The 17,685-nt window shown below is 42.4% G+C and carries 10 protein-coding genes; 3 read left to right on the top strand and 7 right to left on the bottom strand.

Annotation, left to right across the window (positions count from 1 at the left end; all coding sequences use genetic code 11):
• Window positions 1–50: 50 nt before the first annotated feature.
• Together fbp and INP83_RS14400 are read left to right on the top strand one after the other, a co-directional pair.
• Window positions 51–1,118: a class 1 fructose-bisphosphatase gene (fbp, locus tag INP83_RS14405; protein WP_219124799.1), complete on the top strand. Its 1,068-nt coding sequence runs from the start codon at window positions 51–53 to the stop codon at window positions 1,116–1,118.
• Window positions 1,119–1,200: 82 nt separating this feature from the next.
• The gene (locus tag INP83_RS14400) at window positions 1,201–1,542 is read left to right on the top strand and encodes a nuclear transport factor 2 family protein (protein ID WP_219124798.1); all 342 of its coding nucleotides are present in this window, start codon (window positions 1,201–1,203) and stop codon (window positions 1,540–1,542) included.
• 5 nt (window positions 1,543–1,547) lie between these two features.
• Here INP83_RS14400 and INP83_RS14395 read toward each other — a convergent pair whose 3' ends face one another.
• From INP83_RS14395 to INP83_RS14385, 3 genes are all read right to left on the bottom strand, one after another.
• Entirely contained in the window at window positions 1,548–4,010 is a 2,463-nt protein-coding gene (locus INP83_RS14395) for a glycoside hydrolase N-terminal domain-containing protein (RefSeq protein ID WP_255563161.1), read from the bottom strand.
• Window positions 4,011–4,063: 53 nt separating this feature from the next.
• Window positions 4,064–5,080 (bottom strand): zinc-binding alcohol dehydrogenase family protein, encoded by a 1,017-nt coding sequence (locus tag INP83_RS14390; protein WP_219124797.1) that lies wholly within the window; start codon window positions 5,078–5,080, stop codon window positions 4,064–4,066.
• Between the two features lie 75 nt (window positions 5,081–5,155).
• Window positions 5,156–6,790 (bottom strand): alpha-L-fucosidase, encoded by a 1,635-nt coding sequence (locus tag INP83_RS14385; protein ID WP_219124796.1) that lies wholly within the window; start codon window positions 6,788–6,790, stop codon window positions 5,156–5,158.
• A 218-nt stretch (window positions 6,791–7,008) separates the two neighbouring features.
• On the opposite strand from INP83_RS14385, the gene INP83_RS14380 reads away from it, so the two are divergent.
• The gene (locus INP83_RS14380) at window positions 7,009–7,890 is read left to right on the top strand and encodes an AraC family transcriptional regulator (protein WP_219124795.1); all 882 of its coding nucleotides are present in this window, start codon (window positions 7,009–7,011) and stop codon (window positions 7,888–7,890) included.
• Between the two features lie 16 nt (window positions 7,891–7,906).
• On the opposite strand, the gene INP83_RS14375 is transcribed toward INP83_RS14380, so the two are convergent.
• From INP83_RS14375 to INP83_RS14360, 4 genes are all read right to left on the bottom strand, one after another.
• Window positions 7,907–9,220 carry a vanadium-dependent haloperoxidase gene (locus INP83_RS14375; protein ID WP_219124794.1) on the bottom strand — a complete coding sequence of 438 codons (1,314 nt, stop codon included), beginning with the start codon at window positions 9,218–9,220 and terminating at the stop codon, window positions 7,907–7,909.
• Window positions 9,221–12,559 carry a VCBS repeat-containing protein gene (locus tag INP83_RS14370; protein WP_219124793.1) on the bottom strand — a complete coding sequence of 1,113 codons (3,339 nt, stop codon included), beginning with the start codon at window positions 12,557–12,559 and terminating at the stop codon, window positions 9,221–9,223.
• Between the two features lie 170 nt (window positions 12,560–12,729).
• The gene (locus INP83_RS14365) at window positions 12,730–14,427 is read right to left on the bottom strand and encodes a RagB/SusD family nutrient uptake outer membrane protein (RefSeq protein ID WP_219124792.1); all 1,698 of its coding nucleotides are present in this window, start codon (window positions 14,425–14,427) and stop codon (window positions 12,730–12,732) included.
• 8 nt (window positions 14,428–14,435) lie between these two features.
• The gene (locus INP83_RS14360; RefSeq protein ID WP_219124791.1) at window positions 14,436–17,624 is read right to left on the bottom strand and encodes a TonB-dependent receptor; all 3,189 of its coding nucleotides are present in this window, start codon (window positions 17,622–17,624) and stop codon (window positions 14,436–14,438) included.
• Between the last annotated feature and the right edge of the window lie 61 nt (window positions 17,625–17,685).

The following is a 17,685-nucleotide window of genomic DNA, read 5'->3' as shown; positions in this document are numbered from 1 at the left end:
CTTGTGTCCTGCCATTTGCAATTCCTAAGTTGGTTGCAAACGCTACCGCTATGAACCAGGCTAAAACATTAGGACAATTCATCATTGAAAAACAGGCAGATTTCCCATACGCCAAAGGCGAACTATCGAGATTATTGCGTGATATTGGCATTGCTGCAAAAATTGTAAACCGGGAGGTAAATAAAGCCGGCCTGATGGATATTTTGGGCCATGCCAACACTGTTAACATTCAGGGTGAAGAGCAGCAAAAGCTTGATATTTTTGCCAACGAGCAATTTATATCGGCACTTACCAGCGGCGGCGAATGCTGCATCGTAGCTTCCGAAGAAACTGAAGACATTATCTATTTAAACAGCCCATCTGGGGGGAACGCCAAATACGTTGTGGCCATTGACCCGCTTGATGGGTCATCGAATATAGATGTAAACGTTGCCGTGGGCTCCATTTTCAGCATCTATCGTAAAATTGATATTAATGCCCCCGCCGGCCTTGCGGATGTTTGCCAAAAAGGCAGCGCACAGGTTGCAGCCGGTTACGTTATCTACGGATCATCTACCATGTTGGTTTACACTACGGGCAAGGGCGTTAACGGCTTTACTTTGGACCCATCCATAGGCGAATTTTGTTTATCGCATCCAAACATGCAGATACCCGTTGAAGGACGAATTTACTCCATTAACGAAGGTAATTACGTTCACTTTCCACAAGGTGTAAAACGCTTTATCAAATATTGTCAGGAAGAAGACACCTCTTCTCACAGACCATATATTTCGAGGTACATCGGTTCCATGGTGGCGGATCTGCATCGTAACCTCATCAAGGGCGGAATTTTCATCTATCCGGTTACGGCCAATGCCCCCTCAGGTAAACTGCGCCTGGTTTATGAGTGTAATCCTATGGCTTTTATTGTTGAACAAGCCGGCGGGCGGGCAACTGATGGTAAGCAAAGAATATTGGATATTGAAGTAAGCCAGTTACACCAGCGCTCCCCTATTTTTATTGGCTCTAAAAATATGGTGATCATCGCAGAGAACTTTATGCAGTCTGAAAATGAACGGGCCAAAGAGGTTTCTATACCTGAGCAACCTGTACTTGATTACACTTACTTTCCGGATTAGGACAGATTGTTCCTTTATGATTTTAGTATGATTTATTCAGCTTTCTAAAAGACTAATTTTGAATAATACTATCTGAATTAATATGGAGAACAAAAATATTTTAATAAAAGCGAACGCGCTGGTAATAGCAGGTGATAACGAAGGTTTTTTAGATTTCTGTACTGATGATACTGTTTGGGACTTTGTTGGCGACCGTGTGCTGAACGGTAAAGAAGCAGTACGCAATTACATGGCGGAGGCTTATGTAGAACCACCCGTTTTTGATACTGAGTCGTTGATAGCTGACGGAGACTTTGTTGTAGCTGCAGGAAACATCAGCCTGAAAAACAGCGATGGCAACCTGATAAAATACAGGTACTGTGATATATGGAAATTTAGAGATGGTAAAATGGCCGAAGTACGCGCCTATGTTTTACCCGTGTAAGCACTTTACATAGCGGCAATTTGGTAACTCGTCCCTTTTAACGTTGCAAACGATGTTACAAAGCCGCCTTTAGATGCTATCGATCTTACTGACAAGCCAGCTATCTTGATGGGTTTGGCTGTGCGCAAAATGCATTTGCCGCCTTTTTCGGCTGTGATTACAGCCGATTTTAAAGTGCCTTTTTGCCAGTTGATGGCGATGGTAAAAGCCCCTCTTGCTTTTAATCCTGTTACAGCCCCGGTTTGCCAGGCCGTTGGTAACGCTGGCAGCAATTGCACCTCTCCCAGTTGGCTTTGCAGCAACATTTCTGTTATGCCTGATGTTGCACCAAAATTTCCATCTATTTGGAATGGTGGATGAGCATCAAATAGGTTTGGATAAAGGCCGCCTCCTTTTGATATGCTCAGATCGCGCATCAGATCTCGAAGCAATTTGTAGGCATGGTCACCATCGAGCAGCCGTGACCAAAAGTTAATTTTCCAAGCCAAACTCCAACCAGTACCTGCATCGCCTCGTAACTCAAGCGTTTTCTTGGCAGCGGCAGCAAAATCGGGCGTTGTTAGAGGTGATATTTCCCGGCCAGGGTGCAAACCGAATAGCTGACTAACATGCCGGTGATGTGGGTCAACATCTTCCCAGTCTTTGTACCATTCCTGCAGGTTACCTTTGTGACCTACGTGCAATGGGTAAAGTTTTGCCAGCTTGGCTTTAAGCATATTGCGGAAAGTAACATCCATATTTAAAGCTTCTGATGCCTCAATGCAATTCCTAAAATGATCACGTATAATAGACATATCCATTGTAGTAGCAATGGAGGTATTGCCTTCTTTCCCTTTACCATCTATAAAATCATTCTCCGGTGAAAACGATGGCGACGTAACCAGGTTGCCATTCTTGTCTTCAACCAAAAAGTCGGACAAAAACTCGGCTGCACCTTTCATGATAGGGTAAGCTTTCTTTAAAAACGCTTCATCTTTAGTAAATAGATAATGCTCAAACAAGTGGCGGCAAAGCCATGGTGCACCCATGTACCAATTAGCCCATTTAGGGTCGCCTTTGCCAAAATCACCAACAGGGTTGCTTATGGCCCATATGTCTGTATTGTGATGGGCTACCCAGCCACGCATATTGTAAAAATCTTTTGCTGTGCGAGTACCGGTTACAGCTAATTCTTTTATGAAATCGAAAAGCGGATACTCCATTTCCTGCAAATTGGTTATGGCTGCGGGCCAATAGTTCATCTGAGTATTGATGTTAATGGTGTAATTTGAGCTCCAGGGGGCGCGCAGTAAGTTGTTCCAGATACCTTGCAAGTTGGCAGGCGGGCCACCTGGCCTTGATGAACTGATAAGCAAATACCGGCCATACTGAAAAAATAAAGACTCAAACTCCGGGTCTTTGGTCCCCTTACTAAACGCCAGCAATCGCTCATCAGTTGGCAATTGAGACTGATACGCCGGCGACCTACCAAGATCAAGCCTTACACGATAGAAAAATTGCTTATAATCTTTAAGATGTTCATTGTAAAGCTTCGTCCAACTCTGTTTTATAACATTTTGTATATCATTATTGCAAAGCTTCAATTCGTCTTTGCCTTCGCTATCGGGGCACTTGTCAAAACCATTAAAACTTGTGGCGGCGCAAATAAATAAGGTTACTTCGTCGGCATTTTTTACCACCAAAGCGTCGTTGTCGGAGTTTACTGAGCCACCCTTGTTAACAGCCTTTATCTGCACAGCAGCACGCATACCTTTGCAGTTTGTACTATCGCCGTATTTTATCGGCTCTTTATTATAGGTTACATAGTTAGGGTCAACCTGTGAGGGTGCTTTTACTTTTAAGAGCAATGAGTTTTGTCCTACTGCGCCAACAGAATATTTAACCTGACTGCTTAGCGCAACCTTAAAATTGATGCTGGCCGGTTTATCGGCAGTAAAATGTACCACTATCGCTTTGCCGGGGAATGTAGCAATTACCTCCCTTTTATAATTCACGCCGTCGGCGTTAAAGGTCACGGTTGCAATACTTTTATCGATGGATAGCGATCTCCTGTATTGCTGATAGTTAGCATTTCCTATTTCCTGCTGCAGATTAATATCAGCCAACGGTAAATAAGACTGCGTGTAAACACCCTGCAAACCGGTAACTTCTTTGTTGGCGAGGCTATAATCTTCATTATTTAAAGCCTCACGGGTTTTGGCAAGTGCTTTAGCACCGCCCGGATTAACATTATTGGTTACCGGCCCGCCGCTCCAGAAAGTAGCCTCGTTAAGCTGGAGTAATTCTTTTGCAGGATCGCCAAATATCATGGCGCCTAATCTCCCATTACCTACAGGCAAAGCTTCCGTCCATAGCTTGGCAGGCTTGTTATACCAAAGCGTGAGGTTGTCCTGCGCTTTGGCACACATGCCCACTAATATGATGAATAATGTTAACAGGGGGATTTTGGTTTTGTATAATCGAATCATTTATTTTAACATTAAAATTTGACTTTCAATCACTTAAGAAGCTCTACTTGAACTCACGCTATCTCTACCATCGCTTTAATTACACCATTCGCGGGATCCAGCCAGTTTTTAAATTCTGTTTTAACGTGATCAAAAGCAACACGGTGCGTTATATAATTTATTGGATCGATAAGTCCTTTTTTCAAAGCGTTGATCACATGTTCAAAATCAGCTCGGGTAGCATTTCTACTGCTCATCAACGTTGCCTCGCGCTTATGAAATTCCGGGTGACTAAAGTATATCTCGCCCTTTTGAAGCCCCACTAATACATACTTGCCGCCATGTGCAAGATAATTAAAACCATTGTTTATCGCCTTTAAACTCCCTGTGCAATCTATCACAACGGTTGGCATATCACTATTAGTTATCCGGTTCAACTCCGCAACCACATCGGCCTCAAGTGCATTTATGGTATGCGTTACGTTCAAACGTTCTTTGCAAAAATCCAAACGCGATTGATTGATATCTAAAGCGATCACATTGCCACCCGCAATTCTTGCAAATTCCATAACACCTAAACCTATTGGCCCGGCGCCTATTACCAACACATATTCGCCTGGCTGAACGTTAGCTCTGCGAATACCATGGGCGCCTATGGCAAGTGGTTCTACCAAAGCAAGCTGTTCTAAACTTAACTTCCTATCACCAACAAGCGCATAGTGCGGTACTTTCAAATATTCAACCATACCGCCGTCAACATGTACACCGCATACCTGCATTGATACACAACAATTTGGTTTATCGCCCCGGCAGGCTATGCACTTACCACAATTAAAGTATGGAATGATGGTTACATTATCTCCCTTCTGAAATCCATCGGCCCCATTCGCATCTACAATTTCTCCGGCTAACTCATGCCCCAAAGTACGCGGGTAAGTAAAGTACGGTTGTGTACCCTCATAAGCATGCAGATCGGTACCGCAAATGCCTACACGTTTTATTTGGATAAGCGCTTCTTCTTTGTTGAGAACTGGGAGGTCTTTTTCAGCATACGATAACTCACCGGGCGCCTCGCAAACAAGTACTTTCATATGTTTTAAATATACAATGATAACCGGCATTTACAATTAAACCAGTTAAGTAATGATAATGTGCAAGTTTACATATTAAGTCATATCACCCTGTATTTTAAATACATAAGCTACTTGTGAATCCGTAGTTGGAAGTGAAACTTCTAAACCCTCGGCAGTTTGTTTAAACTCAAGGTTATTATTGCTTCCTAACAAACCTACTCTTTCAACCCTGCCGGAATTAGTTACTGCAAGACTTTTAATAACCGCCTTTCCTTCCGCAGGTTTATCAAGCATAGCAGCGTAAAGCACATTGCCTTTTTTGGTAAAACGGAAATCGGCAGACGTGTAAGGCCTGTTCTTTCCCTCATTAAAGCCCTGCGCATTTAAAGGAGCGGACGACTCTATTGCCGGCCCCTCACCAAACACTTTCCACGGGCGGGTACTGTATATACACTCACTATTTACTTTCATCCACTTGGTAATGCCCTCAACTACTATTCGCTCCTTCTCATCAATCGTTCCGTTTCCGCGGACAGGGATGTTTAACATCAGGTTACCGTTCTTGCTCACAATATCTAAAAGCATTTGAATGACGGTTTTGGCATCTTTGTATTCGTTACGATCATATATCGGCCTATCGTAATGCCAGGCACCTATACAGGTATCGGTTTGATATGGTAGTGGTTCTATAGAATTTGTTTGGCCGCGCTCTATATCCCAAACCAAACATTTCCGTTGTTGCTCATCCAGTATCTTTCCAAAAATTACGGCTTCAAGCTTACCGTGTTTCTTTATACTTGTGTTATACATATGCGCGGCAATCTTAAGCCCGGCATCACTAATTGGGTATAACGGTAATACCGTGTCATCAAAATAAATAACATCAGGCCCGTATTTATCTATCAATTCAATTGTGCGGTTCAAAAATTTATCACAGTATGCTTTAGATGGCATTGACACGCCATTACCCCATGCCCATTGGCTGTGGATCATGCCGTTATCTTCGCTGTTTTTACTTAGCGGATGGTTTTGGGCGTAAAGTTGCTGAGGATCTTCGCCATTCCACCACTTTCCGGCACCCTCTGCCTTTGTAACTTTACCATCGTATGGTACCCCGGCATAAGGCCCTTCTTTATCTGCACGCTGGGCCGTTTCCATCCAGCTCCAGGTATGCGCTGCATGTACCGATACCCCAAAACGCAATCCATTATTTTTTGCAGCCTTAGCCCAACCGCCAATAATATCTTTCTTTGGACCCATGCGTACCGAATTCCACTTTTGATAACTGCTATCCCAAAGATCAAAGTTGTCATGATGGTTGGCCAATGCCATAAAATACTTAGCTCCGGCATTTTTGTAAAGGCTCACCAGTTCTTCCGGATCCCATTTTTCCGCTTTCCAATCGTTGATCACGTCTTTAAAACCAAATTTTGAAGGATGACCATACTTTTGAACATGATATTTGTATTTGTGACTTCCTTCCATATACATCTCACGTGCATACCAATCGCCATACTCTGGTTGGCATTGTGGCCCCCAATGCGCCCACATACCAAACTTTGCATCACGAAACCACTCGGGCACCTGGTATTGCTGTAAGGACGACCACGTAGGCTTAAACCGTTCCGGAGCGTAAGGCGCTTTCAAAACACGACCTGCGTAACTTTTTGTGAAGTAAGCAGACGATAAACCGACTAACATATTTTTCAGCAATGTTCTTCTTTGCATATCAGTTGAGTAATTAAAGCATGCGTAATAAGCGATAGCACTATCGTAACGCACAGCTATTAGTTATAATTGGTGTTACATCAGATCTGAGCCTAATGCTAATAATCAAATTTAGCATCTCACCGGCACAGATAGCGTGCGTTACAAGACTTTTGTTTATACAAAACCGACTTCTGCTGGGGAGAAAATCTTAATTTCCCACTTCGAAAAATAGTGCAATGTTAAAACGTTTCCTAAAATATAACTTCTCGCTTCTAAATGTAGACCATACGGAATTAAGTAATAAGTGGAATTACAAAAATGTGATAAGTCCTTATTATAGAATATATTATATTGATGCAGGTGAAGGTGAAATTTCTGATCTTGGGAATAGGCTGCAACTGGAGCCGGGATACCTATACCTTATTCCAAGCTTTACATTATGCAACCTCAGTTGCCCCAACTATTTAAGCCAGTATTTCGTTCAGTTTTTTGAAGAATCGTCTGATGGCATCTCCCTGTTTTCAAACAACAGGATGGTGATGAAAGTACAGGCTAACGACATAGATGTAATTAATATCAAAAGACTTTTAGAAATAAATCCCGGCCGGGGCATCAACCGTTCTGATAATCCAAGGATTTATGAGAAGATCATCTTTTATAAGGAATATCAGCAGCTAAACCATCAGCAAAATATCTCGACATTTTTAGAAACGCAGGGCATCATCTTACAGTTTGTATCCAGATTTTTGAAACAGGGTTTACTCAAAAACAAACATGATACGGGCATCCCCGCCAAGATACTCGACGCTATGAGCTATATTCAGTTAAATTTAGATCAGGAGCTTTCTGCAATTGAGCTGGCCAAAAGAGCAAATCAAAATACAGATTATTTCTCGCGCTTGTTTCAAAAACATACCGGCGAACGGCCAATAAGCTACATAAACAGCAAACGGATAGAACGAGCGCAATACCTAATGCTTACTACTCAGATGACCTTAGCACAGGTAGCTGCTCATACCGGCTTTAAAAACGTGTTTTATTTCTCTAAAATATTTAAAAAAGTTACCGGGATAACGCCCAAAAGCTATGTAAATCAATCAAACCTATTTGAGTTATAGTTTCATTCAATCAACTTTAGCCTTTGATTTTGCGCAAAACCCACATCCCAACTTGGTTTCCTTGTATAGTGCCGTTATCAATAGCATCCATAAAATGGATCCCTCCCCAATAACGGGATATTGCAGCCTCCCTGGCAGCCTGTTTAAACGATGAGAATTTTCTTGGTGGTATGCCGTATTTTCGTTCCACGTTATCGGTAAAATGGAAATTATCACCGAAGTAATGCGTTAAAATTACAGCGGAGGACGTAGACACTACTGAATGCCCGCTTATATATTCCGGGAAAGGGGGCGTTTGCAATAACGGCTTCCAGTTTGGGTCTATATATTTTCTGATCGCAGTCTCCGGTCTTATCCTATTAGTGCGGTATTTATCATCCCAGCAGCAGATAAAGCTATCTGTAAGGCCTATTGCGATCATGGTATAAACCTCGAGCGTTTTCTCAAAATCAAACTTCTTCATTTCACAAGCCAGTCCAGCAATACCCATCCAATGTGCACCCGGCGAGATCTTTTTGAGACCTATGAGCATGTGGCCATCATTTTGAACTGCAAAAGGATTACAATCCCAAAAATTGGCTACGGCCTGTTCTTCATCTGTTAGGCCTTTACCGCTTTTGGCATAACTCATTTGCAGATATTTATAAAACTGAGATGATTTATTTGTTGAGAACGGAATTGGCGGGACAGGTAAAAATTGCGACGCAGAATCAAGCGTGAAAGGCCTTATCGTATTAAAATAAGGCTCTACAGGGTTCATATATGCCGGAGGTGTGGCTTTCCAATCGCCATCACCTGCTGATTCCTGATAGCGCTTATAATTACTTATCCGATTGTATTTGTCTGCCTTGGCATATGCAAGTATCTGCTTGCTTATCCTTTGAGCATAGCTTGCTGAGCTATCTATGGCTTCAGAACTAAATCCCACTTTCTTGCACGAATCCAGAACGGTTTGTTCGTACTTGACCAGTATTGTAGTGCCAGATGGCTGTAACTTTTGCGCAGTTTTTAACATAGCCAGAACAGCAGCTAAGCGATAGTCGTAACCTGATATTCTCTTGGGCTTTTGTATTAAAGGATAGCCATTAAGTTTACCATGCATACTTGGTACTGCTTTATCATTTTCATTAACAACTTCGTAACCGGCCAGGCAGGTATAAGCATAAAAGCGGGCTGCTAAGGGCGGATTAGTTACATCATGGATCATTACATCAGTCATCTGTTCGATAACCTTTGAAACGTCTTTATTACTAAGTTTTGCTGAATTGCGGGAATGGCAAGCGCCAAGACTTATAGCTATAATAAATATGATCGGATAAAACTTCTTCATTTACTTAAGAGGTTTGTAAGCTTTCAACTCTCCTTCGCTTAAACCAAACAAGAGCAGGTTGTTCAATTGTAATATGCTACGGACGTCGCCTTTGATCTTAAAGCCGGATTGTTGTTGCCGGATGTAAGTATAACCACCTTTTGTATCGCCCTTTAGAAGCACACCATAATTAGCATCATACTTACCAAACCGCAGGCGTTCATGAGTAATGTTGCCACACAGCAGCATATCCTCTATCCCATCATGGTTGTAATCGAAAACGTTAATAGCAAACACCGGCGCAAATTGTGTTTCGGCAGGTAACGCCAACGGCTTAAGCTTTCCGCTTTTATCGCTCATAAAGCAGGCATTTCCTAAATAATTTGCTGTGAGCTTGCCAGCACCTTTCATCTCCTCTGGTGTGAAGATCTTATCGATAGTGGCATCAGCATAACTTTTATAATCCGGAAAACGGCCACGCATAACACTCAATTGATCCAGCAATTCATCGCGACTTACGTAAGGATAACTTTTGTGCTGGATGTAAAAGCAAAGAATAGGATCGACAGAACCGTTGTCATCAAAATCTTTGTAATACAATTCAGCAGGTTCTTTATATGAGGCTTTGCATTGCGTATTTAAACCAAGATTGCCAGCAACTATATCCGGTTGGCCATCATGATTAATGTCTTGCACCTTTAAACAATTCCACCAGCCGGAGTATTTTTTACCAAGATATTTTTCCGTGGCATCGATTAGCTTTCCATTTAAATTTAAGAACACGGTAATAGGCATCCATTCACCGGCTAAAATAAGGTCTGGCTTTCCATCATGGTTCATATCAGCCCATGCTGCGTCGGTAACCATGCCTATCTTCTTGAGGCTTGCATTGTAGGTAGCTGTCGCATCAGTAAAATGCCCCTTACCGTCGTTCAGCAACAAATAACTATCGGGCATTTCCGGATAACGACCAGGTATTACCCGGCCACCTACAAATAGATCTATATAACCATCGCCATTTATATCGGCTGCTTTAACGCACCCTTTACTCACCAACATTTTAGGTAGGGCATTTGCAGCCTTGGTGAAATTACCCTTCCCATCATTTAAATAAAGCCTATCCTGTAATAATGGGTCGCTCTCATTAACACCTGCATAGCCGCCTGATGCCACGTAAAGATCGGGATAACCATCGCCATTAGCATCAAAAAACGCAGCTGCTGCATCGGTATATTTATTATCTGCTGCAAAGGCAGATTCAGTTTTTTGAATAAAACCGCCGTGTTTGTTTTGTAGATAAAGAGCAGCCTCCTGCCCATTAGCACCTCCTATGAACACATCTTCCAATCCGTCTCCGTTGACATCTCCTTTCTCTATACACGGGCCTGAGTATGATAATGGATTTGTCAACAACGGCTGCCGTTTAAAGTCGTTATCTGTGGCGGATTTTTGAGTGAACTTAATTGGAGAGCTTACTTGTTGAAATAGAGGTTTTGATACAGGTAACGGAATAAATTTAGTTTTTGCCTCCTCCTCGGTAACCGTTAATAATTTATCCGCAGGAATATCTTTATATAAATTGGTGTATCCGCTCTGCCAGGTTATCCTTAATGAATCTATCTTATTAACCTTACCAAAGCCGAAGTGCAGAACGGGCGAAACGCTCGACTGAAAACCTCGTGTAGGCATCTGCTCGAGATATTGTGATTTTCCTTCACTGTAGATGATCGCTTTAGCGCCTATACCTTGTGTGTTGCCCGGCTTACCTTTCAGACTAATATCTAAGTAGTGATTTTTGCTTTGTTTACCAGCCTGGTTCTCGTAAATAAAAGCCGGTTTGTTGATATTGTTAACTACAAGGTCGAGGTCGCCATCGTTATCCAGATCAACATAGGCAGCGCCATTGCTGTTGGCTGGCTGATTAATGCCCCAAGCTTGGCTGGTATTAGAAAAGGTGAGATCGCTATTGTTTTTAAAAAAATAGCTTTTTACTTCAGACGAAGGCATCTGATTGACAATGTTGAGCAGATCCTGACGCATTACACGTCTGTCCCTTAGGTTGTCTCCCATATACTTAAGGAAATCCAAATTTGTGTAGTCGCGGGTGTAGCCGTTAGATACAAATAGATCTTTCCAACCATCATTATCATAATCCGCAAAAAGGGGTGCCCAGCTCCAGTCAGTATTAGAAATACCTGCAAGCTGGCCTATTTCGCTATAAGTCCCGTCGCCATTGTTGAGGTGGAGCATATTACGCATATACTGATAATAGAACCCCACCCGTAGGTTGAGCGCAAAAGATTCGTAATTATCTGCACCAAAAAGTAGTTTTTGCCTGCGATTATCTTCCGGTAGCATATCCAGTGTATAGATGTCCGGTTTAAGATCATTATTGATGTCAGCAACATCATTACCCATAGAATAAAATGAGGTGTGGCCTATACTGCTTTGCAATTGATCATCAAACTTGCCGTTATGCTTGTTTATGTACAAGCGATCAGGAACATTATAATCGTTAGAAACATAAATATCAGGCCAGCCGTCTCCGTTGAGGTCGGCAATACCGGCACCTAAACCGTAAGATAAAGAGGTGTTGATAATACCCGAAGTAGCCGTAACATCCTTAAAAAAATTCTTATCGTTTTGAAGTAAACGGATACCCGCCTGTTCATCTGATTGCTTCATCAGGTTACTTACGGTAATATCATCCAGGCTGCTGATCCTTGCAGGATTATGGTTAACTATAAGCATATCCAGGTCACCGTCCCTGTCGTAATCAAAGAAATAGGCTTGCGTACTAAACGACGGAAAATCTAAGCCAAAACGGCTTGCCTCATCTTTAAAATGTGGAATTCCCTCACTATCGTTCCCTTGATTTATGAAAAGCTGGCTTCTGCGTTTTTCAGCAGAAATTTTCCCCGAGTAAGAAACGTAAATATCCAACTTGCCATCGCCATTAACATCGGCCATGGTCACACCTGTTTTCCATGGACCGGGGCGGCCGGCAACTTCTGCAATTGAAGTCACATCGTTAAACTGCATTGCACCCTGATTTAAGTACAATTTGTTGTCCGTCATGTTACCGGTAAAGTAAATATCCTGTTTTCCGTCGTCGTTGACGTCACCGACAGCTACCCCGCCCCCGTTGTAAAAGTACTCATACATTAACACGTTGGTGTTTAAGCCCTCGGTAAGTGTATTAGCGAAACCTATGTGAGTTTGCTGTTCTGGTAAAAGTTTAAATAAAGGGTCTTGATTGGCGGCACCGTTGTTATCAGCATGTTCGGAACAAGCCGCCAATAAAAAAATGGCCAGTGCCAAAGGTGAATAACGCAGCAATTTTAGATTCAGGAAATCCAATTGTTTAAATAATTAGGGTTGTGGTCAACAGCAATTTTAAATTAACCTATAGGCTTAGGTTAATTCACTCAATAAATATAATGCAGAAATAGCACATTAAAACAAGTTAAAACTAAAAAAGCCACACCCGGGCTTGTACCCAAAGTGTGACTTTATTAATCAACTTAACACTAATAGCCTGGATTTTGCACCAGCTTTTTATTTTGATCCATTACATCTTGCGGAATAGGCATCCAGTTTTGATAATCGAAAAACAAGTTTGTGAATATCTTAACCGGCGTATAGGTTAAACTTCCTCCCGATGGTTCTATCTTCATACCGTACACTGCTGATGTTAACACACCATTTGTACCGGTTGTAATTTTCCACCTGCGGATATCAAACCAACGCTTATCCTCAAAAGCAAGCTCGATACGTCTTTCACGCCTGATGTAGTCGCGCATCTGATCTTTACTCAACCCGCTTTTGACTGCAGGTAAGGCAGAACGTGCACGTACCTTGTTTACAGCATCATATACGGTATTATCAGGGCCAACTGCCTCATTTTGGGCTTCCGCATAACTCAACAATACCTCGGCGTAACGGAAGATAATGTAGTTAGCGAAACTTGGCGCCAGGTTGATACTGGTTTGGCCTGTAATAGATTCATCAAGGGTTTTACGGGCGTTGTAACCGGTGTTGCTGATATCGCTTGTTGAACCAAGGTCAATCTGGTTACTACCCCCTATTCTTGACTTAAAGATATCGCCCTGCCATGATGAGCCGTCATACAATATAGATTGATAAAAACGCGGCTCACGTTTTTCATAAGGTTTTTGAGGGTTATAACCTGATGCCGGATCGCTAATAGGCAAACCATTATCCATGGCATAATCGTCAACCAGGCCCTGAGTTGGTGCAAGGTTACCCCATGATTGTTGTACACCATTTACATATACCGGGCCTAAGTAACCTTCGCGATGGCTACCCTTCGCCGGGCCTGTTGCATAACCGCGAGCAAAAATAGTTTCCGAGTTCCAGTTGTTTGGGCCCAGGAACTGGTCTGCATAAGATGTTGCGGTAGTATTAAATAAACTGTACGTACCCAAATCTATCAATTGCTTGTTTGTACTCGCTGCCTTTGCCCATTTCGAGGCATCGTTACCTGTATTTACCAGTGGGCTTGCAGCAAATAGCTCAACCCATCCTTTTAGTGCAAGTGCGGATCCCTTTGATGCACGGCCAGTCTCTGACGCCTTTGCGGGTAACACAGCAGCAGCAGCATCGCAATCAGCCTCAATAAATGCTAATGTTTGATCTATAGAGGCCCTTGCTCCGAAAATGTCGCTGCCATCTCGGTTATCTAAAGGCACAGTGATAATTGGCACACCACCGTAGCTGGTAAATAACAAAGAGTAAAAATAGGCTCTTAGATAAGTTACTTCTGCCACACGTTGCTGGTACCAAGTGTCGGAATAGTTAGCTTTGTTGGTAGCTGCCTCTTTTAAGAAAACATTACATTTTCTTATCTTAGTGTAGGTACCTTTCCAATCCCACATACCGCCCGGACCGGTTGGTACGTTGCTCGGATTTATAGATCCGGCTCTAACGGTTGCTTGTCCGTTTTCCCATGCTGCACCGCAAAAGCTATTATCGGCATACTGGTCTAAAGCTTGGTAATCGTTGTTGCCATCAGGCAACTGATTGTATATGTCGTTTATAAAAAGGTCGGCATTGTTTTGGGATGCAAAGGTAGATTGATTGTTTAATGTCTGCTTGTTAGGGACATCCAAGAAACCATCCTTTTTACACGCACCCAAACTCACAACAATGGCACCAAGTGCAAAAATGCATCTACGTTTTATATTTTTATATTTCATTGCTTTCATATCTTATATTAAAAAGTTGCGTTTACACCTATCGACAATACCCTTTGTTGATAATAATTTATATTACCGCCGCTGTTTTCAGGATCTATGATCTCTCTTGTACCAGGTGTCCAGGTGAAAACATTTTGCCCGGCGGCATAAACTCTGAGCGATTGCATTTTATTCTTTAACAACTTATTAGAGAATGTATACCCCAATTCAAAACTGCGCAAGCGGATGTAAGAGATGTTTCTCATGAACCAGCTTGAAAATTGAGTATTGTTTGAAGTAGGCGTACCTGTAACGCGTGGATACAGTGCATTTGGGTTAGATGGTGTCCAGTGATCATCATATACTAACTGAGAAGCCGAACCAGATGCGTTAAACGGAAAGGCAAAATAGTTGTTGATACCGATGTCGCTATTGCCTGAACCCTGTATTAAAACATCCAGATCAAAGTTTTTATATGAGATACGTGGCTCCAAACCATAAATAATCTCAGGTGTTTGCGGGTGACCGATAACGGTTTGGTCGTTAGCATCTATTTTACCATCAGGCACTCCGTTAGGGCCACTCAGATCCGCGTATTGGATATCCCCAGGTTTAACGGGGCCAAAGCTTGGAACAGGCACACCGGCTTTAAGAGAACCATCAGTGTTAAAGTCGCTGGCCTTAAAGTAGCCAAGTGCCTGGTAACCAAAAGGTGTACCAATTGGGCGGCCGGTTTGCCTTCTATTAGGGTTATTTGCTGTAGCGCTGTTTTCGTAAACCTGTAACAGTTTGTTGCGCGCAAATGTAAAGGTACCCCTAACATCCAGCCTTAAACCGTTAGAGAAGCTGTGACCGCTTTGCAGGGTAATATCAACACCATGGTTACTCATAATACCACCATTAACAAGTCCGGTAGCCAATCCATACTCGCCCGGTAAGGTATTACCGATGCTAACCAGCATGTTAGATCGTTTTTCGTAAAAATAATCTGCCTCGATGCTAAGTGCTCCCTTCCACAAAGTTGCTTCGAAACCAACATCAGTTTTGTTTGCCTTTTCCCAGGTGATATTGGGGTTGCCCTGCAAGCTTTCATAAATACCTTGAGTTGCGCTGCCGTTTATTACGCCTGAGTTGGCGTAAGGGTTATATGGATCTAAATACTGATAGGTAGCTATATTTCCAGCTATTCTTGGATAAGCGCCTGATTGACCCCATGAACCTCTTATTTTTAAGTTATCAACCCAAGTAACATTATCCTTAAAAAACTTTTCTTCAGATAATCTCCAACCTGCAGAAAATGCCGGAAAGAAACCAAACCTGTTGCCCGGTGCAAATAAATAGCTACCATCGTAACGGCCTGATGCCTCAAACAGATACTTATTATCGTAAGTATATCCCAAGCGGTATACATAACCCAATTGTTTTTGACCTGTTGATGAACCTGAGTTTACTGCATCAGCCGCAGCAGGACCACCAAAATCCAGCTCATCTATATCCAAATTATAGTTGTATTTGGTAGCGCTGAATGTTGAGTATTTAACCCTGCGGCTTTCTACGACTGCCAGGGCGCTGACATCACTCTTACCGAATTTTCTTTGATAGGTCAATAATCCCTGAAGGGTAAGTGAATGATTTTGACTGTAACTTTCAGTAAATGTTGCCTTGGAGTTACCTTGTATACCCTGTTTGTAGGTATAAGGCGTGGTGGTTACGTCGACGTTATAAAAAGGAATCGGTGTGGCATAAGTACGCTGAAATGATGTTTGATTACCAAACAGCGGATCGGGGCCGCTATCATAACTTACCACACCTTTAAGACTTAAGCCTGTAACAGGGAGTTTTTGATCTATCGAAAATTGAGAAAGCATTGCTGTGTTCTCATTTAATTGATAGCCGCTATGGTAGATCTCTCCGATAAGCGACTGACCAATGTAACCAGACCACAAGCCATTGCTGTAATATACAGGTGTTGTTGGCGCCTGCCGCTGTGCTTGCCCTATTATTGTAGCTGCACTTTGAGATGGGAAGTGCTGATCTTCTACATAGCTATTAACAGCCAACGATACAACTGTTGTACTGGTAGCGTTAGCGGTAATGTTTAAAGATCCGTTGTATTTATCCAAATATGTGGTTCTCCACATACCGTCTTGGCGGTTGTAACCTAAAGCGGCAAAATACTTGATAATTTCAGAACCACCTGATAAGGTTAAGTTATGATACATGATAGGCCTGTTAGGGATAATAATATCATCCAAAGGGTGCCCATCCGGGTGACCGTCAGGGTCTGAGCCATCTTTAAATTTCTGGATATCATCAGCAGTGTATGCCGCTGGTTGACCATCATTAGCATTTGCCTCATTGCGCAGTAACGCGTATTGATAAGAACCTACAAATTTTGGAACCTTAGTTGGGTTTTGGACACCATAATAGCCGTTGTAAGTAAGCGTAGGCTTACCGGTTTTACCCCTTTTTGTGGTTACTAAAATAACACCATTGGCACCCGCAACACCATAAGGTGCAACTGCCGCAGCATCTTTTAGGATCGATATATTTTCAACGGTTGCGGGGTCGAGCCTGCTAAAATCGCGAGGCACACCATCAACTATCAGTAAAGGCGCACTACCGCCCGTAGAACCTATACCCCTGATCTGGATGTTTGAACCATCATAGCCTGGCTCGCCACTGCTTTGTGTAATAATTAAACCCGAAGCACGGCCTACAAGGCTGTTTGTTAAATTTACTACGGGCTTTTTGGCAATCTCATTCGCTTTGATAGTAGATACCGCTGCTGTAGTTGATGTTTTCTTTTGGGTACCATAACCTACCACAATAACCTCATTAAGATTTTTTCCAGAGGGCTGTAAGCTAATGGTTAAGGATGTTTGTCCGCCCAACACAATTGTAGACGTTTCATAGCCTACATACGATACAACCAAAGTTGCTCCGTCCGGTACATTAAGGCTAAACATACCGTTAACATCGGTAACTGTACCCTGGTCTGTACCCTTTATAAGTATTGTGGCACCTATAACGGTTTCTCCGGTTGTTTTATCAATTACCTTACCTTTTATAGGGGGTAAATTTTGTTTTGTTTTATCAGCTTTTTCAAAAAAGCGATTGTTACTTGCATAACCGGGGATGGTTACGATAAGCATTGCAGCAAACAGTAATACCAGTGGTTTAAATTTGCGCTGTAAGAATAAACTTTTGGGTAAAATATATTCCATAATTAGTGTTGTAATGATTTAGATATTAGCTCATAATTTGATAATGAATTGCGGAGATCTA

This window comes from Mucilaginibacter sp. 21P (assembly GCF_019331605.1).
GTDB classification, from domain to species: Bacteria; Bacteroidota; Bacteroidia; order Sphingobacteriales; family Sphingobacteriaceae; genus Mucilaginibacter; species Mucilaginibacter achroorhodeus.
This window is presented reverse-complemented; position numbering and strand designations above follow the sequence as displayed.

What these genes read in the sequence shown, in the direction of transcription:
- INP83_RS14360 (WP_219124791.1), bottom strand. Translation starts at nt 17,624, where the DNA reads ATGGAATATATTTTACCCAAAAGTTTATTCTTACAGCGCAAATTTAAA.
- INP83_RS14365 (WP_219124792.1), bottom strand. Translation starts at nt 14,427, where the DNA reads ATGAAAGCAATGAAATATAAAAATATAAAACGTAGATGCATTTTTGCA.
- INP83_RS14395 (WP_255563161.1), bottom strand. Translation starts at nt 4,010, where the DNA reads ATGATTCGATTATACAAAACCAAAATCCCCCTGTTAACATTATTCATC.
- INP83_RS14390 (WP_219124797.1), bottom strand. Translation starts at nt 5,080, where the DNA reads ATGAAAGTACTTGTTTGCGAGGCGCCCGGTGAGTTATCGTATGCTGAA.
- fbp (WP_219124799.1), top strand. Translation starts at nt 51, where the DNA reads ATGAACCAGGCTAAAACATTAGGACAATTCATCATTGAAAAACAGGCA.
- INP83_RS14400 (WP_219124798.1), top strand. Translation starts at nt 1,201, where the DNA reads ATGGAGAACAAAAATATTTTAATAAAAGCGAACGCGCTGGTAATAGCA.
- INP83_RS14375 (WP_219124794.1), bottom strand. Translation starts at nt 9,220, where the DNA reads ATGAAGAAGTTTTATCCGATCATATTTATTATAGCTATAAGTCTTGGC.
- INP83_RS14385 (WP_219124796.1), bottom strand. Translation starts at nt 6,790, where the DNA reads ATGCAAAGAAGAACATTGCTGAAAAATATGTTAGTCGGTTTATCGTCT.
- INP83_RS14380 (WP_219124795.1), top strand. Translation starts at nt 7,009, where the DNA reads ATGTTAAAACGTTTCCTAAAATATAACTTCTCGCTTCTAAATGTAGAC.